At 63.3% G+C, this 19,249-nt stretch carries 24 protein-coding genes; 11 read left to right on the top strand and 13 right to left on the bottom strand.

Annotation, left to right across the window (positions count from 1 at the left end):
- The first annotated feature begins 133 nt into the window (after positions 1–133).
- A complete protein-coding gene (locus tag F9K34_RS09870; protein ID WP_291336795.1) occupies positions 134–382 on the top strand; it encodes a hypothetical protein in 249 nt (82 codons plus the stop codon).
- A 43-nt stretch (positions 383–425) separates the two neighbouring features.
- On the opposite strand, the gene F9K34_RS09865 is transcribed toward F9K34_RS09870, so the two are convergent.
- From F9K34_RS09865 to F9K34_RS09835, 7 genes are all read right to left on the bottom strand, one after another.
- On the bottom strand, positions 426–686 hold the full coding sequence (locus F9K34_RS09865; RefSeq protein ID WP_291336794.1) for a hypothetical protein: 261 nt from the start codon (positions 684–686) through the stop codon (positions 426–428).
- Between the two features lie 14 nt (positions 687–700).
- Positions 701–1,258 (bottom strand): hypothetical protein, encoded by a 558-nt coding sequence (locus F9K34_RS09860; RefSeq protein ID WP_291336793.1) that lies wholly within the window; start codon positions 1,256–1,258, stop codon positions 701–703.
- Positions 1,255–1,416, bottom strand: coding sequence for a hypothetical protein (locus tag F9K34_RS09855; RefSeq protein WP_291336792.1), 162 nt, complete (start codon positions 1,414–1,416; stop codon positions 1,255–1,257). The genes F9K34_RS09860 and F9K34_RS09855 overlap by 4 nt, the downstream gene beginning before the upstream one ends.
- Positions 1,417–1,427: 11 nt before the next feature.
- Complete coding sequence (locus F9K34_RS09850) at positions 1,428–2,096, bottom strand: hypothetical protein (protein ID WP_291336791.1); 669 nt, start codon at positions 2,094–2,096, stop codon at positions 1,428–1,430.
- Positions 2,093–2,260 carry a hypothetical protein gene (locus tag F9K34_RS09845; RefSeq protein WP_291336790.1) on the bottom strand — a complete coding sequence of 56 codons (168 nt, stop codon included), beginning with the start codon at positions 2,258–2,260 and terminating at the stop codon, positions 2,093–2,095. Before F9K34_RS09845 ends, F9K34_RS09850 begins: the two co-directional genes overlap by 4 nt.
- Before the next feature lie 84 nt (positions 2,261–2,344).
- Positions 2,345–2,839 carry a DnaJ domain-containing protein gene (locus F9K34_RS09840; RefSeq protein ID WP_291336789.1) on the bottom strand — a complete coding sequence of 165 codons (495 nt, stop codon included), beginning with the start codon at positions 2,837–2,839 and terminating at the stop codon, positions 2,345–2,347.
- Complete coding sequence (locus F9K34_RS09835; protein ID WP_291336788.1) at positions 2,836–4,479, bottom strand: type IV secretory system conjugative DNA transfer family protein; 1,644 nt, start codon at positions 4,477–4,479, stop codon at positions 2,836–2,838. Before F9K34_RS09835 ends, F9K34_RS09840 begins: the two co-directional genes overlap by 4 nt.
- 135 nt (positions 4,480–4,614) lie before the next feature.
- Between F9K34_RS09835 and F9K34_RS09830 the strand changes: the two genes are divergently transcribed.
- The 4 genes from F9K34_RS09830 to F9K34_RS09815 all read left to right on the top strand — a co-directional run bounded on the left by F9K34_RS09830 (position 4,615) and on the right by F9K34_RS09815 (position 8,255).
- Positions 4,615–5,337: a hypothetical protein gene (locus F9K34_RS09830; protein WP_291336787.1), complete on the top strand. Its 723-nt coding sequence runs from the start codon at positions 4,615–4,617 to the stop codon at positions 5,335–5,337.
- Positions 5,324–5,692 (top strand): ankyrin repeat domain-containing protein, encoded by a 369-nt coding sequence (locus F9K34_RS09825; RefSeq protein ID WP_291336786.1) that lies wholly within the window; start codon positions 5,324–5,326, stop codon positions 5,690–5,692. Before F9K34_RS09830 ends, F9K34_RS09825 begins: the two co-directional genes overlap by 14 nt.
- Before the next feature lie 662 nt (positions 5,693–6,354).
- Positions 6,355–6,708, top strand: coding sequence for a plasmid mobilization protein (locus F9K34_RS09820; protein WP_291336785.1), 354 nt, complete (start codon positions 6,355–6,357; stop codon positions 6,706–6,708).
- The gene (locus tag F9K34_RS09815; protein WP_291336784.1) at positions 6,705–8,255 is read left to right on the top strand and encodes a relaxase/mobilization nuclease domain-containing protein; all 1,551 of its coding nucleotides are present in this window, start codon (positions 6,705–6,707) and stop codon (positions 8,253–8,255) included. The genes F9K34_RS09820 and F9K34_RS09815 overlap by 4 nt, the downstream gene beginning before the upstream one ends.
- Positions 8,256–8,283: 28 nt before the next feature.
- On the opposite strand, the gene F9K34_RS09810 is transcribed toward F9K34_RS09815, so the two are convergent.
- From F9K34_RS09810 to menC, 6 genes are all read right to left on the bottom strand, one after another.
- On the bottom strand, positions 8,284–9,012 hold the full coding sequence (locus tag F9K34_RS09810; RefSeq protein WP_291336783.1) for a YiiX/YebB-like N1pC/P60 family cysteine hydrolase: 729 nt from the start codon (positions 9,010–9,012) through the stop codon (positions 8,284–8,286).
- 35 nt (positions 9,013–9,047) lie between these two features.
- A complete protein-coding gene (locus F9K34_RS09805; RefSeq protein ID WP_291336782.1) occupies positions 9,048–9,851 on the bottom strand; it encodes a nucleotidyl transferase AbiEii/AbiGii toxin family protein in 804 nt (267 codons plus the stop codon).
- The gene (locus F9K34_RS09800; RefSeq protein WP_291336781.1) at positions 9,848–10,642 is read right to left on the bottom strand and encodes a type IV toxin-antitoxin system AbiEi family antitoxin; all 795 of its coding nucleotides are present in this window, start codon (positions 10,640–10,642) and stop codon (positions 9,848–9,850) included. Before F9K34_RS09800 ends, F9K34_RS09805 begins: the two co-directional genes overlap by 4 nt.
- 398 nt (positions 10,643–11,040) lie before the next feature.
- Positions 11,041–11,253: a hypothetical protein gene (locus F9K34_RS09795; protein WP_291336780.1), complete on the bottom strand. Its 213-nt coding sequence runs from the start codon at positions 11,251–11,253 to the stop codon at positions 11,041–11,043.
- Between the two features lie 39 nt (positions 11,254–11,292).
- The gene (locus F9K34_RS09790) at positions 11,293–12,003 is read right to left on the bottom strand and encodes a GNAT family N-acetyltransferase (RefSeq protein WP_291336779.1); all 711 of its coding nucleotides are present in this window, start codon (positions 12,001–12,003) and stop codon (positions 11,293–11,295) included.
- Positions 12,000–13,133, bottom strand: coding sequence for an o-succinylbenzoate synthase (menC, locus tag F9K34_RS09785; protein WP_291336778.1), 1,134 nt, complete (start codon positions 13,131–13,133; stop codon positions 12,000–12,002). The genes F9K34_RS09790 and menC overlap by 4 nt, the downstream gene beginning before the upstream one ends.
- A gap of 108 nt (positions 13,134–13,241) precedes the next feature.
- Between menC and F9K34_RS09780 the strand changes: the two genes are divergently transcribed.
- From F9K34_RS09780 to F9K34_RS09755, 6 genes are all read left to right on the top strand, one after another.
- Positions 13,242–14,165: a MurR/RpiR family transcriptional regulator gene (locus tag F9K34_RS09780; RefSeq protein ID WP_291336777.1), complete on the top strand. Its 924-nt coding sequence runs from the start codon at positions 13,242–13,244 to the stop codon at positions 14,163–14,165.
- A gap of 24 nt (positions 14,166–14,189) precedes the next feature.
- Positions 14,190–15,773 (top strand): ABC transporter substrate-binding protein, encoded by a 1,584-nt coding sequence (locus tag F9K34_RS09775; RefSeq protein ID WP_291336776.1) that lies wholly within the window; start codon positions 14,190–14,192, stop codon positions 15,771–15,773.
- A gap of 24 nt (positions 15,774–15,797) precedes the next feature.
- Entirely contained in the window at positions 15,798–16,724 is a 927-nt protein-coding gene (locus F9K34_RS09770) for an ABC transporter permease (RefSeq protein ID WP_291336775.1), read from the top strand.
- Positions 16,721–17,560, top strand: coding sequence for an ABC transporter permease (locus tag F9K34_RS09765; RefSeq protein ID WP_291336774.1), 840 nt, complete (start codon positions 16,721–16,723; stop codon positions 17,558–17,560). Before F9K34_RS09770 ends, F9K34_RS09765 begins: the two co-directional genes overlap by 4 nt.
- Positions 17,557–18,516: an ABC transporter ATP-binding protein gene (locus F9K34_RS09760; protein WP_291336773.1), complete on the top strand. Its 960-nt coding sequence runs from the start codon at positions 17,557–17,559 to the stop codon at positions 18,514–18,516. Before F9K34_RS09765 ends, F9K34_RS09760 begins: the two co-directional genes overlap by 4 nt.
- The coding region (locus tag F9K34_RS09755; protein ID WP_291336772.1) for an ATP-binding cassette domain-containing protein at positions 18,513–19,249 on the top strand (737 nt) is incomplete at its 3' end. The genes F9K34_RS09760 and F9K34_RS09755, both read left to right, overlap by 4 nt.

Below are 19,249 nucleotides of genomic sequence, written 5' to 3'. Positions count from 1 at the left end.
CCAGGTCTCGCAACCCGAACCTTCTCCGAAGATCGGCGATGACCGCCAGCGTCACCCGCGGCCGCGCGCTGCGCTACGCCGGAGGCTCCGCGCGCGGCCTCCTACACCATGTGCTGGGACACTGCCGAATACCATGACGACTCGTAACAAAAACACCCGCCGCACCGAAGCCCGCGAAACCACACCGCCAAGCCTGATCGCCTACCATGTCAGCGAACGCGGCGAGAAGAAATTCTGGACCCGCATCGGCGCAGCCTGGGACCACGAAGACGCCCGCGGACTGACGCTGCAGCTCGAACTGCTCCCCGCCGGTGGCGGACGCATCGTCCTTCGTGAACCCCGCGATGAAGAAGGGGAAGTGATCGAAGAAGAGGGCGCGTAAGCGCCCTTCGCAAAAGACAGGGACGCGGGCAACCGCGTCCCTGTCAGCTATTTGCGGGCTTTACCTTCGGCGGGCGCCCGCGACGCCGTTTCGGCTTGTCGATCTTCACGTTCAGGCCTTGCTCTTTGGCAAGCCGCTGAATCTGTTCGATCGCTTCCTGCTTGCGCTTGGCCGCGCGCTCTGCGAGCAGCGCGGCAGCTTCATTTATCAGGGCCTGCAATTCTGCATCGGACCTGTCTTGCAGGCGGGGCGCACGCTCCTGCGGTGCGCCCGCGCCAGGGTCAATGATGATGTGGTTGGTCAACTGATCTTGTTCCTTCAGAAGGGAATGCCGTCGTCATCATCGAGCGGCGGGTGGTTCTGCGGGTAGTACGGCATCTGGATGTCCACGCCTCTGACAGCGTGCAGCGCCGGGTCGATCATCTGTGCCGCCGCATCGCGCTGCCCTTGCAATGACAGGCTGATCATCGCCAAGAGCCTGCCGACCGACAGGTCTTCTCCGTCCGGCACGAAGCCGAAATGCGCCTGCTGCGCGAGTATCTCGGTGGCAGCGCACAGCGCGCTAACCGCCTGCCGTTCGGCACTACCCTGAATGTCCCCGAACAGCAGCGTCTCGGGTCTGATGCCGTGCATCTGCGCGATCCTCAGGAGGTGGGTCCGGGGACAGCCCTTGCCGGCAACCAGATTCAAGGCATCAACAACGAGCTCCTCGATATTCGGGAAGGTGCCGGGCCGTTCGGCAGCCTCAGCGAGCCATTCATAAGTGGACTGGTGGATTGCCACAGTGATCTCGATCCGCTTCTCGTCGTGAATGCGCTGCAGGGGCTCGGTATGCGGATGCAGGGCGCGGAGGCGGGCTTTGGAGAGTTGTTTCATTTCTCGATCCTTTCATCATCTTTGGTTTCGGGTTGGTCGTCTTCGGCGGAAAAATCATCGACGTGCCAGACGCCGCCGCCGGGGTCTTCGATGAATTGCTCACGCAGCTCGCGCTGTCGTTCGATCTCTCGTTCGTTCGGGATTTTGGGATTAATCATCGCTTCTCCTTTCAGGGTTTGGGCGGTGGCAGCAGCAGCTGCCTTGCCTTGGCGTTGGGCAGGCGCTTGAGCGCGTCCTCGCCGCCTGCGGCCAGCAGCGCCGCGCCACTGCAGAGGTCTGCCAGCGGCAGCTGATCGCCCAGTTTGATCGACCGGCCGCCGGTGGTTTCGGCGATAGTGTTGAAGACCGAGGCCGCGACGGGATCGTCGCCTTCGCGGAAGCAGAAGACGCGGGTGCCACGATCACGCAGGTTCCATGACGGCATCAGCACGGCGTTGCTGCATTCTTCGAAGGCATCGCCGATCAGGATCAACGCGTCGGCTTTTGTCTTGTCCTTCTCGAAGGCTTCAAGCGCCGGGATGAACTGGGTTAGGCCCTGGCGGCAGCGCACCGCTGCCATCTTCTTCGCGACCTTGAGCGCATCACCCTGCCAGCCATAGTCGGTTACCTTGCCGCCCCCGAATTCCAGCAGCCGCAGCTGCAGGGCTTTCAGTCCGGCCAGGTCCTTGAACATCCGCAGCTGCGCAGTCTGGGCCTGTTCCCAGCTGTGCTCGCGGCTGCCGGTTGCATCGATGACCAGGCCGATATGCGCGGGGCGGCGCTGCGCCTTGAAGGCTGCCACGGCGCGCGTCAGCGCCGTGGTCTTGTTCGGTCTGATGATGGCAGGCAGCATGATCATCGCGCCTTCTTGCTCGGGGTTTCAGTCTGGTCGCTGCGCCAGCTGACGATCTTGTTCCTGACCGGCGGGAAGCTCGGCAGCGGTGGTTCCGTCCAGCGCCGCCGCCATTGCGGGTTATGCTCGGGATCGCTCATCCGCGCGTAATCGGGTTTGCTGCGTTTCATGTGAGGCTCCTTCCACCGGAAGATTTTGTTCTGATGGGAAGAGCTTACGGACGCGGGTTGCCCCGCGTCCTGAGCACAGACTGGTCACATGCGGCGGCGGGAGCGGCGCAGGACATCGCGCGCGGCATTGATCTGCTTGGCCGCTTCTTCACTGCCGCCTGGGGCATCGGGATGCGCCGCCGCGATGGCCTGGCGATAGGCCTTGCTCAGGGCGTTCTCGCTGAAGCCCGCTTCAAGGCCGAGCAGCCGCATCGCGAATTCATGATCATCATCGCCGTCATCTTCGGCTTGATGGTCATCGGACTGATGATGCCGATGATCGTCATCATCATCGTGCTGATCGTCAGCTTCGGTGTGGTGCAGCTCGCTGGCCAGGAGCCGGACGAACAGAAGCCCATCCGCCAGCAGCCGGAACGGCAGCACGATGATCAGCACCGGCAGGCGCAGCAGCGTCTTGAGCGCCGTCCAGATCACCAGCACGATGAACCAGAGCAGATAGCCGATCCCTGTCAGCAGGATCGGGGCGATCTCGGCAAAGATCACCGAGATCAGCACCCAGCCGATCAGCAGCCAGATCATTTTGCACCGCCGATCAGTCCGGCATCCTGCAGGTAGGGAAGGCCGAATATCAGCATCAGGCCGGTCATCGTCAGCGCGACCAGCGGATGCGGGGCCATCAGGCAGACGAGGGCGTAGTAGAGCCGCCCCCACAAAGCGCTGATGCCGTTATACGGGCTGCGCTTTGGCATCTTGCCGTCATAGAACGGACCCGGATGGTAGCGGCCTTGCAACTCGAACCGGTTCCAGTACGCGACCTTCTTCAGCCTCATCGGCCACAGATTGCCGAGCAGCACGATCTGCACATCGTCTTTGGTACGCAGCAGCTCTTCGGCCATCAGCAGCGACCGCGCCGTATGCGACACCGACCGCTCGCCGCGCGCATTCACGCTTTCAGTCGCGACCGTGCTCTGGCCGATCATGTCGCGCGTGTATTGCGCGGTCTGCAGATCGCTAACGCCGAGTATCTGCAACAAGGCGCAGTTGCTGACGATGGTCTGCCAGTTCGCGCCGTAAAGCTCGACCACCTGGCCGATATTTTGCCAGATCGTCCAGACACGCACCTTGTACTTGCGCAGGGTAGCGAGCCAGTTCGGCAGCCTTGCGATCTTGCCGAGCGCCGCCGCTTCATCGATCAGGAAGGTCACCGGCTCCGGTGCATAGGGCTTGCGCTGAAGGATGAGAATGGCACAGGCCATCGCTAGCCGCGTGATCGCCGCATGGCTTTCGATATATTCGAGCGGCATGACGACGCTGATGATGCAGCCCTTAGTGGCCTTGCCGCGCGCCTTCAGCTTCCGGAAATCAACATCGTTGCGCGACAGGTTTTGCCGCACCAGAGGATCGGCGAGAAACGCAAGGTCCTGCTGGATCGTCGACATGATCGCAGAGAATTCTTCGGGCGCCGTAGCCTCGATGCGCGAAAGCTTATCGGCTTCGAACTTCGCCAGATGGCCGCAGGCCGGATTGGCCTTCATGGCGCGCAGCAGCGCGTTCCAATTGGCGAGGCCCGCATAGGCGTATTCATAGAGCGTCGCGATGTTCTGGCGGTGCGCCGGTTCTGCCGTCTTGATATGGACGAGCATCGCCCGCTTGGCGCTCGCTGCCGCGTCTTTGAAGTAGCCGGAGCTGCCGCTTTCCTTGCCGGTGCGCGGCGTCAGCATCTCGGCGAACAGCAGGGCATCGGCGGCGAAGCTCGCACTGTTTGCATCAAGCTGCGACAGCGGATTGAAGCCGTGCACCGGCAGCGCCCAGGGCTTGTCCGTGTGCATCGCGAACGGATTGATGCAGGCGATCTCAAGCCCATCCGTGCGCCACGCCTTGATCGCCGTGGCGGCGTTCTCGCCGCCAGGATCAACAACGAAGGCACGCTTGAGCTTGAGCAGGTTCGGCAGGATCGCCGCCGTGCCCTTGCCGCAGCCGGTCATGCCGAAAGTGATCGCGTGCGCGCCATGATAGTGGACGGCCAGACGGCCGGTCCAGTCACCGACATACAAGCCGCGCTTTTTAAACAGCCCTTTGCGGAAGGCGGTGAACACACGGCACCAGGCCGCCGCACCATGCGTGGTCTTGTTGTTGTTCTCGAAGCGCCAGCACAGCAGAACCAGCGCGACGATGATCATGATCGCATAGGCGACATAGTCCGGTCTGATCGCTTCCATTTGCGGGCGTCCTTGCTATTGTTGGTCCGGCTCGCGCCGGCGCATTGCGCTGCCCACAAACCTGCCGTCCGCCCGCGCGGAATTCCTGAGCAAGGACTGGTCACGCTGCGCCGCGCTTATTGCGGGGGCGCATCAATGAACGAGACCGGTGGTCTCATCACTGTCAGCGAGGAAGAGCGCGCGCGTATCCGCGCCGCGCTGCAGGCCTATATGCGCGCCCATCGCATCGGTGTCCCGACGCTCTGTGCGCTGGTCATCGACCGTGATCCGCGCCAGCGCGAGATGCCGCTCTCGACCTTGCAACGGTTCCTGCGCGGCAAACATCGGACGGGCGATGCCTACGTCACGATGTGCGCGCAGTTCCTGGAGCGCGAAGGCTTCACGCCGCCTGAAGTGCGCGATCCGCTCGCCGCTCTCGGCGGCGCGATGGCAGGGTTCTGGTCAGGGGCGGATATCGATGCGTCCGTCTATGCGCCGCTGGTCGGCAGCTACCTTCATGTTGAAGGCAAGGACGAAGAGCAGGCGGACTACGAACTGATCGTCAGTGAAGTACCAGCCGGTCGCTACATGGTCGCACGTGAACAGCGTGGCGGTATCGTGCCGGCGCTGCGCTACAGCTTCGAAGGCGTGCTGGTGCGCGCAGGTGCACTGATCCTGATCGCGATGCGCGAGACCTTGACCGGCCTGCCGCGCAGCTACTGGCTGGAGCGTCTATCTTCACCGCCGCAGTACAGGGGCACCTATCTGCACGGGCAGGTGACCCAGGCCTTGTTCCGTGTCGAAGGCGATAACGGCACCTGCATGACGAGCGAACGCGTAATGATCGAATCCGGGAGGGGCGTCGGTGCTGTGGATTGAGATCGATGCGCAGGGCCGTCCGAAACTGGCCGACCGGCAGCGCTACGATGATGACGATCTGCTCGCCTGCGCCTATCGCGGGGAGACCGACAAGGTGTTGGCCGCGCTCGCAGCCGGTGCCGATGTCGACATGGTGGATGCGCCGACCGGTCTGAGTGCTCTGCACATCGCCGTCGGCACAAATAATCTGAAGCTGACCCGTGCTCTGGTGGAGCAATATCGGGCAGGCTTTTTTCCCGATCGGGCCGGGCGCTGGCCGAGCCTGATCGCCATTGAATGTGACGTCGACGAGGACCTCGCCGACTACATCACAGAAGCAGAAGCGCGCTTCCTGGAACAGGAGCGCTCCGCATAAATCGGCGGTCTAATTGACTGGCCGGAAGAGATAATTCCGGGCGGGGGATTTGACCCAGTCGCAAAATTCAGGCAGTGTAAGCTGGCTCTGAGAGCCGGTTTGCGCCTAATGGTTAAGGTTTCCTTAATCCCCATGCGTCATACTGGTGAAAGAGAAGCTTAAGGGTGAATACAAGATGTGCGCGGGGTCCCCGCGCCATCTTGGCAAGGGTGTGCTCCGCCCCCCGTTGCATCCCCCAGGTCATCGTCTTTTACCGGGCATCGAGCCCTCAAAAGACGATCGCAGCGCGCTCCTCCGCCATGCCGTCAGTTCACTGTGACCAGTTCATGACCTTGGCTGCGGCCGCGCTGCTGCGCCACCTTCTCCGCTGACAGCTACAAACGATGGCGAGGGGAGATGTCTCTCTCCCCGCAATCCGGAAATCTCGCTGCTGCGTGATCTTCGGATTGCCCCCATAGACCGGGCTTTCGCGCCTTGGACCACGACCACCGTTTCGCCGCTGGAGGACGATCAGGAGACTGCGCTCTCCTGAACCATCGCGGAACGTTTGCCCGTTCCATCAGCACCGAGGGGCGCGCCCCTTGGAAACCCGCACCGGCCCGAATGGGTCCGGACCATGCCGCAAGCTGCCGCTTCGTGCATGGCGCAGAAAGAAGGACGACATGAGCAAAAGCGGCAGCGAGAAACGTCAGCGCGCGATCAGCCTGAAGGCGCGTTTTACCGATGCGGAGGCCGTCCTGATCAGGGACCAGGCCGCCCGCACCGGCGTTTCTGTTGCTGCGCTTATCCGCTATGCCGTCCTGCACCAGCACCCGCCAAAATCATCCCGCACACCGCCGCTTGATCGCGAGGCCGCTGCGCAGATGATCGGCAAGCTTGGTCAGGTCGCGGGCGCTCTTCGCGCCGCCGCTGACCAGGCGGATGAGGTGCAGTGCGCTGCCATCGTCGATGCCGCCCACCGCGATCTTGCCGATATGCGCGCCGCGCTCTTCGAGGCGCTTGGCAGGCTGCCATGATCCTCAAGGGCGGCCAGCGCGGCAACGGCAGCGATCTTGCCGTCCATCTCATGAATTCCTACGACAACGAGCGCGTCGAGATCGCAGAAATTCACGGCGCGGTCGCCGATGATCTGTTCGGTGCTTTCGCCGAATTCGAGGCCGTTGCGTCCGGCACCAAAGCCTCGAAATACCTCTACAGCCTGTCGATCAATCCGCCGTCGCCGCTGACCCGCGAGCAGTACGGCGAGGCGATCGCGCTGATAGAGGAATGGCTCGGGCTTGCGGGGCAGCCGCGCGCTGTTGTCTTTCACGTCAAACCCGACGGGCAGGGAATCGGCCGCGAGCATTGTCATGTCGTCTGGTCGCGCATCGATGTCGACCGCATGAAGGCGGTTCATCTCTCGCACGACCGTTCACGGCTGATGGACTGCGCGGTGCAGCTTGCCCGGAAATTCGGGCTGGAGCTTCCGCCGGGTCTGAAGGCGTGGGAAGAGAAATCCCGCACCTTCGAGAAAGACAAGCTCGATCCCACGCTCGCCGAAAAAGCCCAGGCCGAGAAATCCGGCATCACGCCCGACGATCGCCGTGCCGCGATCACTCAGGCCTATGAGCAGTCGGACACTGCCGAGGCCTTCCGTGCGGCGCTTTCCGCGCAGGGCTATGTCCTCGCGCGCGGTGACCGCCGCGCCTTTGTCGTCGTCGATGAGCAGTGCGATGTGCACAGTCTCACGCGCTACGTCAAAGGCCACAAGGCGAAGGACATCAGGGCGAAGCTCGCTGCCATCGATCTCGATGATCTGCCGGATGTGGACACGGCCAAGGAACTGGTCCGCGAACGGCAGCGCAATCAATCACAGCAACAAGGCGAGGGTGACAGTGGCCATGTTGATGACGGGGCCATGGTCCGGCGGCGCGAGAAATACGCGCGCGAGCTGCAGCTTCAGCATGAGAAGCGGCGCGCCGCCCTGCGGGGCCAGACACAGGAGCTCCTGATCCGTCAGCAACAGGAGCGCATGGCGCTTCACGCCGCCCAGGCGAAGGAAAAATCAGGTCTCTTCTTCCGTGCGCGGCGTGCTGTTGCCGATTTGATCGGCAAGACGCCTGCGCTGCGCAGTATCCTTGCACCGCTGCAGAAGATGACCGGTCTCGATCCGCTGGAGAGGCACAAGCGGGAAGGGGAAGCGCTGGTGCGTCGCCATGAGCGCGAGAAGAGAGTGGTGGACCGAAAGGAGCGCTTCCTGGCGCGCATCGAGCAGCGGGAAGCATTGGCGATGGAGCGAAAGTTTACTGCGATGGAGCGCGACGATCGGGCTCTGTTGTTGGAGAATTCCGGCACGCATCATCAAGTACACCACGACGAGACGTCGCAGCGGCGTGTGTTCGAGCGCGGCAATCTGCAGGTGGAATTCAATGATGCCGGGGAGTTTGTGGAAGGCTCAGAGCGCTCTGTCGACGAAGATGACGGTGACATGGGACGCGCCAGTATCATTCCGGACCAAGATGAAGTATCGGGACCGGATAAGAAGCGTCGAACACGCAGGATGCGTTCATTTAAGAGAGACTGAAGATCTTATCAGCGCTTGTTACTGCAGATCACCACCAGCGGGCTTCGCTGTTATCGCGCCAGAGCGTACAATCTAACAAGGGATCGTCCGATGGAACTTCGGAGTTTTTCGGATACAAGTAGCCCAGGAACCAGCCGAAGGTAGGATCGCGATGAAGATCACCTGGAGAGAAAATGTTCGGCGGATATAAAACCTCTGCTGTTACTCCGATGATGCCTGAGGCTGTATAGCAAGCGACCACTAGAGCGGAGCAGAAGTAGTTTTTCCGAGCAGCGTCGTCGTTGTTTGCCGAAACCCCGTAGTTTTTTTGAATTTCAGAGATAATATTTTCGTGAAAATCAGCATTCCTTCCTTTAAACTTTACGACGCCTTGATAGTCGTAGCGTGCCTTAGTTGATATCAGGCGATTGACAAATTCTGTGACGGCAGCCACTCGACTATTCTGGAACGTCATTTGGCTTCGTAGAACGCCAATCTGAGTGGCAGCGCAATCTGACTTCGTTAGCTGGCGAACTTGAATATTAGGCGGATTGGATTCAACAATTTCTCCGTCGCCAAGATAAAGGGCTGCGTGCGTGTAGGGGCTGTTTGTCGCTTGCGCTATTTTTTTGGCAAGTTTGTCACCCCGTAATGATCTAAAAAGAAGGACATCACCTGGAAGAAGATTTGAGATACTTAATGATAATTCCTCGTCTATCTCAATAAGGTCGATATCGCAATCACTATTATCTATATCCGATTTAGTTGCTTTTTCCATGAATGATACCTTCTTTGTAGCTCTGCAAAATAGCCCTAATGGTCATCGTTAAGTTTTGAAATCAGTTCTTCACTTACTGTGGCTGCCATCTCTTCGAGATTCCAATCGTAGCCGTCACGCAGCAGTGGGCCGATATCCGCACCGAATTGTCTGTTCCTGAGCTTGTCGGCGAGATTGTCGGTGAACTGCGTTCTGGTCACTTCGTGCCCGCCATGTTCCATGTAGGCATTGAATGTCTCGATGATCCTTTCGGGATCGCTGTCGCGGTGCTGGAGAGCCACATAGAGGTCGAACAAGTCGCGGCCTTTGCGCCGCTGATATAGCGCGCGTAGCTTCGTGCCGAGCAGCTCGTTCAGCCCGTAACTCGGGATGGCGCATGCACCTTCATACCAGCGCGATTGCACCTCGAAAGGGATGTCCTCCAGACCGTGAACGGCGAAATGCTCCCGCGTGTTTATCTCGACCTTCAGGCTTAGCGGCTGCGGGGTCGGGTCTTCGGACTGGAACCGGAACCTGAATGTGACTCTGCCATCGCCCTGTTTGTAGCGCGGATTATCATCCAGCCAGGGTGAGAGCACATCGCGTAGCGCCGTCATGATATCACCGGCGGGCTCCGCTTTGACCTGGACGAGGTCGATGTCTTCGGAATAGCGGGCGGCCGGTTTGAGGAAGAGCTTGTAGAGTGCTGTGCCCCCACGGAACGCCAGCGCGTCCTTCAATACGGGATGGGAAAAGATGTCGATAAGGGCGCGGCTAATGACAAGGTCCTGCTCAACCTGCGCATCCTCGACCCACGGCGCTTCTGCCCGCCAGGCTGTGATATAGTCGCGCGGGATCAAAACTCGGGCTCCACATCTTCGTTGATGAGGAGTTTCCAGTCGCTGGAGCGCTCGCCCTCGTTGTCGCTGTGCAGCGCCAACGGAACGGTATTCCGCGCATACTGCCGGACATACTCCTTGAGCGCGCCGGCCACTTCGGGCCGTTCGGATAGTTCGAGCAGATAGCCAAGGCGCTGCGCCCACGGCATCGGAGCGGTTTGCGCTGCGCTGACCAGTTTGTGCGGATCAAGTTGCTCTGCCAGCTCGGACAGCACCGTGGCGCTTTGCTCGATCCCGCCTGCGTGGTCGGGGTATCCAACCAGATCAACGGCAGTTGCCTCAGGCGTCGAGACCGCGACCGCGCCACGCGGCGTGTTGAAGGGTTTGGTCAGCACATCTCGCAGCTGCTTGCGCACGATAAAGGCGACGCGCACCTTCCCGCATTTGAGAGCGCGGCGCGGTTTCTCGGTAAAGACCTGGAATTCCTGGGGCCGGTGGTGAGCGGCGCCATAGAACTGCGCCGCACTCAGCAAGCCCGCATAGTAGGGCTGATTTAGATGTTCCATCAGCTGCGGAATGAACTGGTCTGCAGGCAGGCAGCCCAGAGACTTGTACTCAGGCGGTACGATGACATGGAAGCCGCGCGACGGGGAGGCGATCAACCCTTGTTTGGCAAGGCGCAGCAGCGCAAGTTTGACGGCGTCAGCGGAAGCACTCAACGCAGCCTTGGCTTCAGCGCTCGTAAAGTGATAGCGCCCGCGTGATGCTAGGTTCGTTACATAGTCCCGTGCGTTGCTGAATTCCTGATCCATTCGCATAAAGTATCATTTTGTGATCCGTTTCGCAAACGTTTCTGACATACCGCGCCGCTGTCCTTTGTCCGCGGACAGCGGACAGGAAGAACGAGAGCCCAGTTCGCTTGGGACAAATTTGGGACACTCGGTAGCCGATTCGGGCGACATGTAGCGACACAGAGCGACAACTAAGTGATTGATAAGATGAAATAACCGTTCATCATCAAGGGCTTGAGATCGCCCTCCGAAGGCAGAGGTCACAGGTTCGAATCCTGTCGGGTGCGCCAACAAAATCAAGAACTTAAAGGGATTTGATGGGGCGGATTGTCGCCCTGGATAACGCATGGGTAACAGGAAACCCTCGGGGGGCGGGGTTTCCTCCGGGCGATTCCGGGCGGGCAGATCGCGCCCGCGCCTCACTCGGCGCAGTTCGGCCGACCCTCCAAGCGTTCGCAGTCGTCGATGATCTCGTTCGCCAGCTCCTCGGCCGCCTCCAGAACCGGGGGCCACCTTGCACAGACCGGCACCACGCGCAGCGACAGCGTCTCCGAAAGTCGGTGGCGGGCCTCGGCATGCAGGCCCGGGCAACGATACAACGGCGTCGACTTGTGCTCGAGGCGGATGTGCAAATCGCCGGCGAGGTGCGGCCCCTCCAAGGGATCGGCGGCTCAGGTCGTCAGCAGGTAGCGGCGGCGTTCTCGGTCGAAATCCACGATCCGGCGCCCATTGGCGAGAGCGGCCTGCAACTCCTGGCGCAGGTCGATGCGAAGAGCGTGGGCCTGTTCCGGGTCGTTGCGGGCCAGGGTTTCCAGGTCTTCGGGCAGGGTCACGTTCAGGGGCCCGCAGGGTTGCGTCGGGCGCGGCCGGCCCTCGGCCAGCGCGCTGCTCACCGGTGCGGCCAGATCCCAGTCGACCAGAAGCCTGTCGGAGGCGAGGCCGCTGTTGATGCCCGCCATCTGGCCATAATAGTCGGGCAGGTAGGTGTCTGACGTGGCGCCAAGCCGATGGATGTTCATCGTGGCGTTGACCAGGCGAAGCGGATCGAAGGTCCAGCGGACATGGGTGATGCCGCGCTCAAGGCACCAGCGTCGCTGATAGAACTTCAGCCGAACCCCCAGTTGCAGCCCCCGCGCCTCGGGCAGCACGGCCAGCCGGTGGGAATGCTGCACCCGCGTCTCGCGGGTGGGAAAGCCGAAGACATAGCCCAGAAGCTTCTCCTCCGCGAAGGCACCGCCGACAAGGCCGCCTTCCGCCTGAATGACCATCATCAGATCGGCAGGGTCCGGCTGGTCACCTTCGCCCCAGACCGCGCGTTGCAGGTTCTCCGCGGCACGGAACTCGGCCATGCCCGAGAGGTCGCGGAAGGTGAGGCCCGTCATGCGTTGAAGTCCTGCACCGAAAGCGTTGCAGTCCCCAGATAGTCGAGGTCCAGCGTCACGCCAATGCCCGGCCCCTTCGGCACGGGCATCCTGCCGCCGTCCGTCTCCAGCTTCTGCTCGATGATATCGCGGGTGAAATATCGGCTGGCCGACGAGGTGTCGCCCGGCTTGGTAAATCCCGGCAGCGTGGACATGTGGATGTTGTGCGCCCGGCCGATGCCGGATTCCAGCATGCCGCCGCACCAGACCGGCACCTGGAAGGATTGGCAGAGGTCGTGGATCTGGCGGGCGGCGGCATGTCCGCCCACCCGGCCGACCTTGATGTTGATGACCCGCCCCGCATCGGTCTGCAGCGCCTTGCGGGCGTGGTCCACCGTGCGGATGCACTCATCCAGGCAAAGCGGCGTGCGGATCCGCTGTTGCAGGGTGGCGTGGTCGTGGATGTCGTCCCAGGCCAGAGGCTGTTCGATGTAGTCCAGCGCGAAATCGTCCATGCCCCGGATCAGGTCGCTGTCGGCCAGCGTATAGCAGCAGTTGGCGTCAACGGTCAGGTGAGCATCGGGGAAGGCGTGACGCACCGCCTGCAAGAGGGCGATGTCATGGCCCGGCTTCACCTTGAGCTTGATGCGCTTGTAGCCCTGCTGAAGATGGGTCGCCACACGCTCCAGCGTGCCGGCGATGTTGCCGATGCCCAGTGACACGCCGACGTCGACGGCATCGCCCTCGCCGCCCAGAACGGTCTGCAGGGGCAGGTCCAACGATTTCGCCCAGAGATCCCAGAAGGCCATTTCGACGGTCGCCCGGGCCATGAAGTTCGCCCGCCATGGGGCGAAGGCCTGCGCCAGCGATTCGGGATGGGCGAAACTGCGGCCCAGCACCTGCGGCAGCAGCGCCCTTGCGATCAGATCCATCGCGCCTGCCACGGTTTCTTCCAGATAATCGGGCAGCGGGTCCATCACGCCCTCGGCGTAGCCTTCCAGCCCGTCGGCCCGCAAGGTCAGCAGCGGAAACACCTTTTCGGTCATCGTGCCGGTGGCGATGGTGAACGGCGTGATCAATGGCAGGCGCACCAGCCGCAGGGTGGCCCCGTCGATGCGCAGGGGCGCGCGGGTCGGCGTGGAATGGGTCATCCGGTTCCTCCAGTCGGCTGCGCCTTGGGGCGATCTTTTACAGTTTACTTGCATCGTTGACCGAATGAAAGTTTTCTGCCAGCCTTCTCCGGCAGAGGGAGATGCGCGGTGGAGCAGGACCGGCCAGAGACGATCGACAAGACGCCGACGCCCGGTGACAACCTGCACCAGCGCCTCTCCCTCGCGGCCGAGAACGGCACCCCTTCGGAACGCGCGCTGGCGCATTACCTGGCCTCCAACCTGTCGTCCCTGCCGTTCGAGACGGCCGCTACCATCGCCGCCAAGGTGGGCGTGTCGGAGGCCTCGGTCGGGCGGTTCTGCCGGTCGATCGGCTACGGGCACCTCAAGGATCTGAAGTCCAGACTGCAGGTGGACCTTGGCGAAAAGGCCTGGCTGATCGGTGATCGCCTGAAGGACTTTCACCAGCGCAGCCAGCAGGGCAATGCCGAACTGGCCCGTGCGCTGGAACGCGAGATCGCGGCCCTTGTCAGCGTCTACGAACTGGCCGCCACGCCCGCCTTCGCGGCGGCGGTGCAGCGGCTGGCCCGGAGGCAGGCGGTCTGGGTGGCGGGCTTCCAGACAGAACGCGGCCATGCGGCGGAACTGGTTCACAACCTTCAATACCTCCGCGCCGGGGTGAATCTCGCCGATGTCACGGGTGGCCATTTCGCCGAAGTGCTGCTGTCGGACCCCGAAGAGGCGACGCTGGTCCTGATCGACGGGCGCCGCTATTCGCGCCTGACGCGCGACCTTGCCGTGGCCGCGCGGGACGAGGGGATCCCGGTCACGCTGATCACCGACCCCTATTGCGACTGGGCGCCGGGGCTGGTGACGGAACATTTCGCCGTGCCGACCGACCTGAACCATTTCTGGGACACCACTTCTGCCATGTCCTCGCTGATCGGGCTTCTGGTCAACGGCGTCTTCCGCGAACTGGGCGCCGAGGTCGAGGACCGCATGGCCCGCGTCTCGGCACTTTACGACGATTTCATCGGACATACCGTCCCGGGGCGAAACCCGGGCAAACCCTGACCCATCCAACAGAGAGGACCCGCCATGACCCGACTTTTCCGCAAGACCCTGCTATCGGCCAGCGTCAGCCTGGCCGCCCTGATCGCCGCCCAGGCCGCCACCGCGCAGGAGGCCGTCTTCGTGATGGCCACGAACGAGGTGGGGGCCCCCACCTACAACCCGATCAAGGCCACGATGCTGAACACCGCCACCGGCCTGATCTTTGACCGGCTGGTCAGCCAGGCCGCCGACCTGTCCTACCACCCCTGGCTGGCCGAAAGCTGGGAAGAGGCGCCCGACGGCATGGCCTGGACCTTCAAGCTGAAGCAGGGCGTGACCTTCCACAACGGCGAGCCGTTCAACGCCGAAACCGTGAAGGGCTGGCTTGAGCTGTTCAAGACCACCGAGGGCGAGAACGGCTACATGGCCGAGGCCATCGCCTCGGTCGAGGTGGTGGACGAGCACACCGTCAAGTTCGTGATGGCGCGGCCGGAACCGAACCTGCTTTACAACCTGTCCTCCACCTTCATGGGCGTGGTCGAGCCGAAGTCCTTCGCTGCCCTTGGCGACAACTACGGCGTCACCGAGGTCTACGGCACCGGCCCCTTCAAGCTGGAAAGCTTTGCCATCGGGCAGGAAACCGTGCTGGTGCGCAACGAGGGCTACACCTGGGGCCCGGAAGTGGCCGCGAACCACGGCCCGGCCAAGGTGGAGCGCCTGACCTTCCGCGAAATCCCCGAGGATTCAACCGCGTTTCTGGAACTGAAGACCGGCGGGGTGGATTTCCTGTTGTCGGTCCCGGCCGACCTGATGGGCGAGGTGCAGAAAGAGGCCAACCTGGCCGTGCTGACCATGCCGGGCCAGGACGTCTGGTACATGCCGATCAATGTCACCAAGGCCCCCTTCGACGACATCCGCGTGCGCGAGGCGGCCGCCAAGGCGATCAACCAAGAGGAAATCCTGGCCTCGGTCTTCGGCGGTGTCGGCGCGGTGGCCGATACCTTCCTGATCTCGGCCCTGCCGGAAAGCCACGTCCCGGACGGCGCCAAGATCAAGTTTGACCCTGCCCATTCCAATGCCCTTCTGGACGAGGCCGGCTGGGCCATGGGCGAGGGCGGCGTGCGGATGAAGGACGGCCAACCGCTGAAGGTCACACTCTGGACGCAAAGCGACAGCATCTTCCGCCGCCTGACCGAAGTTGTGCAGGCTCAACTCAAGGCCGTGGGGATCGAGGCGGAAATCACCACTTTCGACAGCTCGATGATCCGCGACCAGTACAAGACCGGCGAACAGCATCTGGCCGTGCGGTCCTACAACTGGGACAATGCCGACATCGTCGACTGGTTCTTCGGCGGCGACCGTCTGGGCTATCCGAACGTGTCGATGTTCAACGACCCCAAGGCCGAGGAACTGCGCGCGGCGGCGATGACGGGGGCGAAGAACATGGACGAGCGGATCGCCAACTTCACCGCCTATCATGAATATGTGCTGACCCAGTTCCCGATGGCACCGATCTACCAGCCGGTGCAGGCCATGGCCTACAGCACCGACCGCATCGCGCTTCCCGAAAAGATCGATGCGCCGGCCTTCGGCGCTGCGGCCTTCCTGGATCTGGAAGTCAAGGAGTAACGGGCAGAAAGCGGGAAGACCGGCATGCTGCCCTGGCTCATCAAACGGATCTTGATGCTGGTGCCGGTCTTCCTGGCCGTCTCGGTGGTGATCTTCTCGATCCTCCACTTCATTCCGGGCGATCCGATCGACAATCTTCTGAAGATCGGGTCGTCCCCCGAGGCGCGCGCCGAGATGGAGGCGCGCTACGGCCTGGACCGGTCCTTGCCGGTGCAATACGGCATCTGGCTGTCGAACGTCCTGCAGGGGGATCTGGGCACTGCCATCGTGGCGCGCCGCCCGGTGGCGGACCTGATCGCGCAGGCGCTGCCGCATTCCCTCCGCCTCGGGGGGCTGGCGCTCCTGTTTTCAACCGTCGTCGGCGTTACCCTGGGCGTGGTGGCGGCGCTGAGCCGTGACCGCTGGTCCGACCGGGCGATCATGGGCGGCGTGCTGGTGGGATCGACCATGCCCAGCTTCTGGCTGGGGCTGATCCTGATCCTCGTCTTCTCGGTCAGCCTGGGATGGTTTCCGGTCTCGGGCGCACGCGGCTGGCAATCGCTGGTCCTGCCGGTGCTGACCATCGGGCTCGGCGGCACTGCGCTGGTCGCCCGCATCACCCGGGTGTCGATGATCGAGGCCTCGGGGCGCGACTTCGTCACCCTTCTGCACGCCAAGGGCCTGTCACCGCTGCGCATCCAGTTGCGCCATGTGCTGCGCCACGCGCTGATCCCGGTGGTGACGATCCTTGCCCTGCGCATCGGCTGGATCCTCGGCGGCGCCGTCACGGTCGAGGTGGTCTTTGCCCGGCCCGGCCTCGGAACCCTGCTGATCAAGTCCCTGGCCCAGCACGACTATCCGGTGGTGCAGGCCTGCCTCCTGATGCTGGCGATGGCGGTGATGCTCGGCACCCTCATGGGCGACATCCTGCAGGCCCTGATGGACCCGCGCGTGCGGGCGGCCATGACATGATTGCGCCGCTTCGCGCCTTCCGACACCCGCAGGGCGGGCTGGCGGGGTGCTGGCTGATCCTCGTGATCGCCGCCGCCCTGGCCGCGCCTCTGCTCACACCCTATGCCTATGACGTGCAGAACCTGCCGCAAGCCTATCAACCGGCCTCGGCCCGGCACTGGCTGGGCACCGACGAATTCGGGCGTGACCTGCTGACCCGGCTGATCTACGGCGCCCGCACCTCGCTTTCGGTCAGCGCCACGGCGATCTCGATCTCGGTCCTGTGCGGCATGGTGCTGGGTGCGGCGGCGGCGTGGTTCGGCGGCTGGCTCGACCGCGCCGTGACCATGGTCGTCGACCTCAGCTGGTCCTTCCCGGAAATCCTGATCGCGCTGATTCTTGTGGCGATCATCGGACCTGGGACCACCGGCGTGATGATCGCCATCGCAGTCGCCTACATCGCGCAGTTCACCCGCCTGACCCGCGCCCAGATCATGATGCTGAAGGGCGAGACCTTCATCGAGGCCGCGCGTTCGCTCGGGGCCGGCAACGCCCATATCCTGTTTCGCCACCTCTTGCCCAACGCGCTGGCCCCGGTCCTGGTTTCCGCCATGCTGGCCACGGGCGACGCGATCATCCTCGAGGCGACGCTGGGCTTCTTCGGCCTTGGCGCCCAGCCCCCGGTGCCCAGCTGGGGCGGCATGATGTCCGCGGGCTCGGCCCTTGTCTTCAAGGCGCCCTGGGTCATCGTCTTCCCCGGCCTTGCGGTCGCGGTCACCGTCGTCGCCATCAACCTTTACGGCGATGCGCTGATTACCGAACTCGACATCCGGTCACGGTTGCGGAGGGAGGCATGAGCGCGCTCCTGGAGCTTCAGTCCGTCAGCGTCTCGATCGGCAAGGTGGCCCTGCTGGACGGCATCGGGCTGGCCGTGGAACGCGGGCAGATCCTCGGCCTCGTGGGCGAAAGCGGTTCGGGCAAGTCGCTGACCGCGATGGCCGCCATGGGCCTTCTTTCGCTGATCGGCGGACGTGTCACAGCGGGTGTGGTGCGCTTCGACGGGCAGGACATGGCCGCGATGACCGAGGTGCAGCGGCGCAAGCTGCGCGGCCGGCGCATCGGCTTTGTCACCCAGAACCCGATGACGGCGCTCGACCCGGTGCAGCGCATCGGCGAGCAGGTGGATATCGTGTCCCGCCTGCATCTGGGGCTGTCCAGGGCCGACGCCCGTGCCCGCACGCTGCACCTTCTGACCCAGCTTCGCATCCCCGAGGCGGCTACCGTCGCCGAGGCCTGGCCGCATCAGCTGTCGGGCGGCATGAAGCAGCGCATCGTCATCGCCATGGCACTGGCGGGCGATCCCGACCTCATCATCGCCGACGAACCCACGACCGCGCTGGACGTGACGGTTCAAGCCCAGATCATCCAGATCCTCGGCAATCTGGTGCGCGACCGCGGCGTTTCGCTCCTGCTCATCACCCATGACATGAGCGTCGTGGCGCAGGTCTGCGACCGCGTGGCGGTGCTCTACGCGGGCCGCGTCGCGGAAGAAGGCCCGGTCAGTCCGATCTTTGCCGCACCCGCCCATCCCTATACCGCCGCGCTGATAGGCTGCATCCCGCAAGAAGGAATGGCGAAGGGCAGCCTGGCCGGCATTCCAGGCGCTGTTCCCTCTGCCATGACATTCCCCGCGGGTTGCCGGTTCCACCCGCGCTGTCCCCGCGCCAGCGCGGCTTGCTGCGCCAGCCAGCCGCCCATCCTGCCGCGCGGCGAAGGCCGGGTCGCCTGTCACCATCCGGAGGTTGCGGCATGACCGCGCCGCTGATCCAGATCGAGGCGCTCAGCAAGCGCTTCCAGTCCGGGGGCGGCCTCTTCACCAGGCCGCGCGCAATGATGGCGGTGCGCGATGTGACGCTTACCGTCGGCAAGGGCGAGGTTCTCGGTGTGGTCGGCGAAAGCGGCTGCGGCAAGTCCACGCTCGCCCGCCTGGTGCTGCGGCTGATCGAGCCGACCTCAGGCCGCGTCGCCTTTGACGGCACCGAGATCACCGCGCTCTCCCCCTCGGCGCTGCGCAGGATGCGCCGACGCATGGCGATGGTGTTTCAGGATCCCTATTCCAGCCTCGACCCACGCTACACGCTGGCCGACGTGCTGGCAGAGCCGTTCCGTGTGCAGAGCGAACCGCTGCCCGCGGGCCGGGTCGAGGCGATGCTGGCGGCGGTCGGTCTGCCGGCGGCACTGGCGGGCAGCCACCCGCATCAGCTGTCGGGCGGTCAGCGCCAGCGCGTCGGCATCGCCCGCGCCCTTGCGCTGCAGCCCGATTTCGTGGTGCTGGACGAGCCCACCGCCAGCCTCGACGTGTCCATCCAGGCGCAGATCATCGCGCTCCTGGCCGATCTGCGCGACAGGCTGGGATTGACCTATCTGTTCATCAGCCACGACCTCGGGCTGGTGCGCTATTTCTGCGACAGGATCATGGTGATGTATCTGGGATCGGTGGTCGAGGTGCTGCCCGACCCCCGCACAGCACCCCGCCACCCCTATAC

Origin of the sequence: Albidovulum sp. (assembly GCF_008933605.1) — a bacterium.
Lineage (GTDB): Bacteria > Pseudomonadota > Alphaproteobacteria > Rhodobacterales > Rhodobacteraceae > Albidovulum.
This window is presented reverse-complemented; position numbering and strand designations above follow the sequence as displayed.

Bases quoted from the DNA above. Each gene is read 5' to 3' on its own strand.
- F9K34_RS09840 (WP_291336789.1), bottom strand. From the start codon at position 2,839: ATGATCTGGCTGCTGATCGGCTGGGTGCTGATCTCGGTGATCTTTGCC.
- F9K34_RS09770 (WP_291336775.1), top strand. From the start codon at position 15,798: ATGCTGCCCTGGCTCATCAAACGGATCTTGATGCTGGTGCCGGTCTTC.
- F9K34_RS09810 (WP_291336783.1), bottom strand. From the start codon at position 9,012: ATGGAAAAAGCAACTAAATCGGATATAGATAATAGTGATTGCGATATC.
- F9K34_RS09850 (WP_291336791.1), bottom strand. From the start codon at position 2,096: ATGATCATGCTGCCTGCCATCATCAGACCGAACAAGACCACGGCGCTG.
- F9K34_RS09830 (WP_291336787.1), top strand. From the start codon at position 4,615: ATGAACGAGACCGGTGGTCTCATCACTGTCAGCGAGGAAGAGCGCGCG.
- F9K34_RS09820 (WP_291336785.1), top strand. From the start codon at position 6,355: ATGAGCAAAAGCGGCAGCGAGAAACGTCAGCGCGCGATCAGCCTGAAG.
- F9K34_RS09790 (WP_291336779.1), bottom strand. From the start codon at position 12,003: ATGACGGGCCTCACCTTCCGCGACCTCTCGGGCATGGCCGAGTTCCGT.
- F9K34_RS09815 (WP_291336784.1), top strand. From the start codon at position 6,705: ATGATCCTCAAGGGCGGCCAGCGCGGCAACGGCAGCGATCTTGCCGTC.
- F9K34_RS09760 (WP_291336773.1), top strand. From the start codon at position 17,557: ATGAGCGCGCTCCTGGAGCTTCAGTCCGTCAGCGTCTCGATCGGCAAG.
- F9K34_RS09800 (WP_291336781.1), bottom strand. From the start codon at position 10,642: ATGGATCAGGAATTCAGCAACGCACGGGACTATGTAACGAACCTAGCA.
- F9K34_RS09775 (WP_291336776.1), top strand. From the start codon at position 14,190: ATGACCCGACTTTTCCGCAAGACCCTGCTATCGGCCAGCGTCAGCCTG.
- F9K34_RS09860 (WP_291336793.1), bottom strand. From the start codon at position 1,258: ATGAAACAACTCTCCAAAGCCCGCCTCCGCGCCCTGCATCCGCATACC.
- F9K34_RS09765 (WP_291336774.1), top strand. From the start codon at position 16,721: ATGATTGCGCCGCTTCGCGCCTTCCGACACCCGCAGGGCGGGCTGGCG.
- F9K34_RS09845 (WP_291336790.1), bottom strand. From the start codon at position 2,260: ATGAAACGCAGCAAACCCGATTACGCGCGGATGAGCGATCCCGAGCAT.
- menC (WP_291336778.1), bottom strand. From the start codon at position 13,133: ATGACCCATTCCACGCCGACCCGCGCGCCCCTGCGCATCGACGGGGCC.
- F9K34_RS09870 (WP_291336795.1), top strand. From the start codon at position 134: ATGACGACTCGTAACAAAAACACCCGCCGCACCGAAGCCCGCGAAACC.
- F9K34_RS09855 (WP_291336792.1), bottom strand. From the start codon at position 1,416: ATGATTAATCCCAAAATCCCGAACGAACGAGAGATCGAACGACAGCGC.
- F9K34_RS09835 (WP_291336788.1), bottom strand. From the start codon at position 4,479: ATGGAAGCGATCAGACCGGACTATGTCGCCTATGCGATCATGATCATC.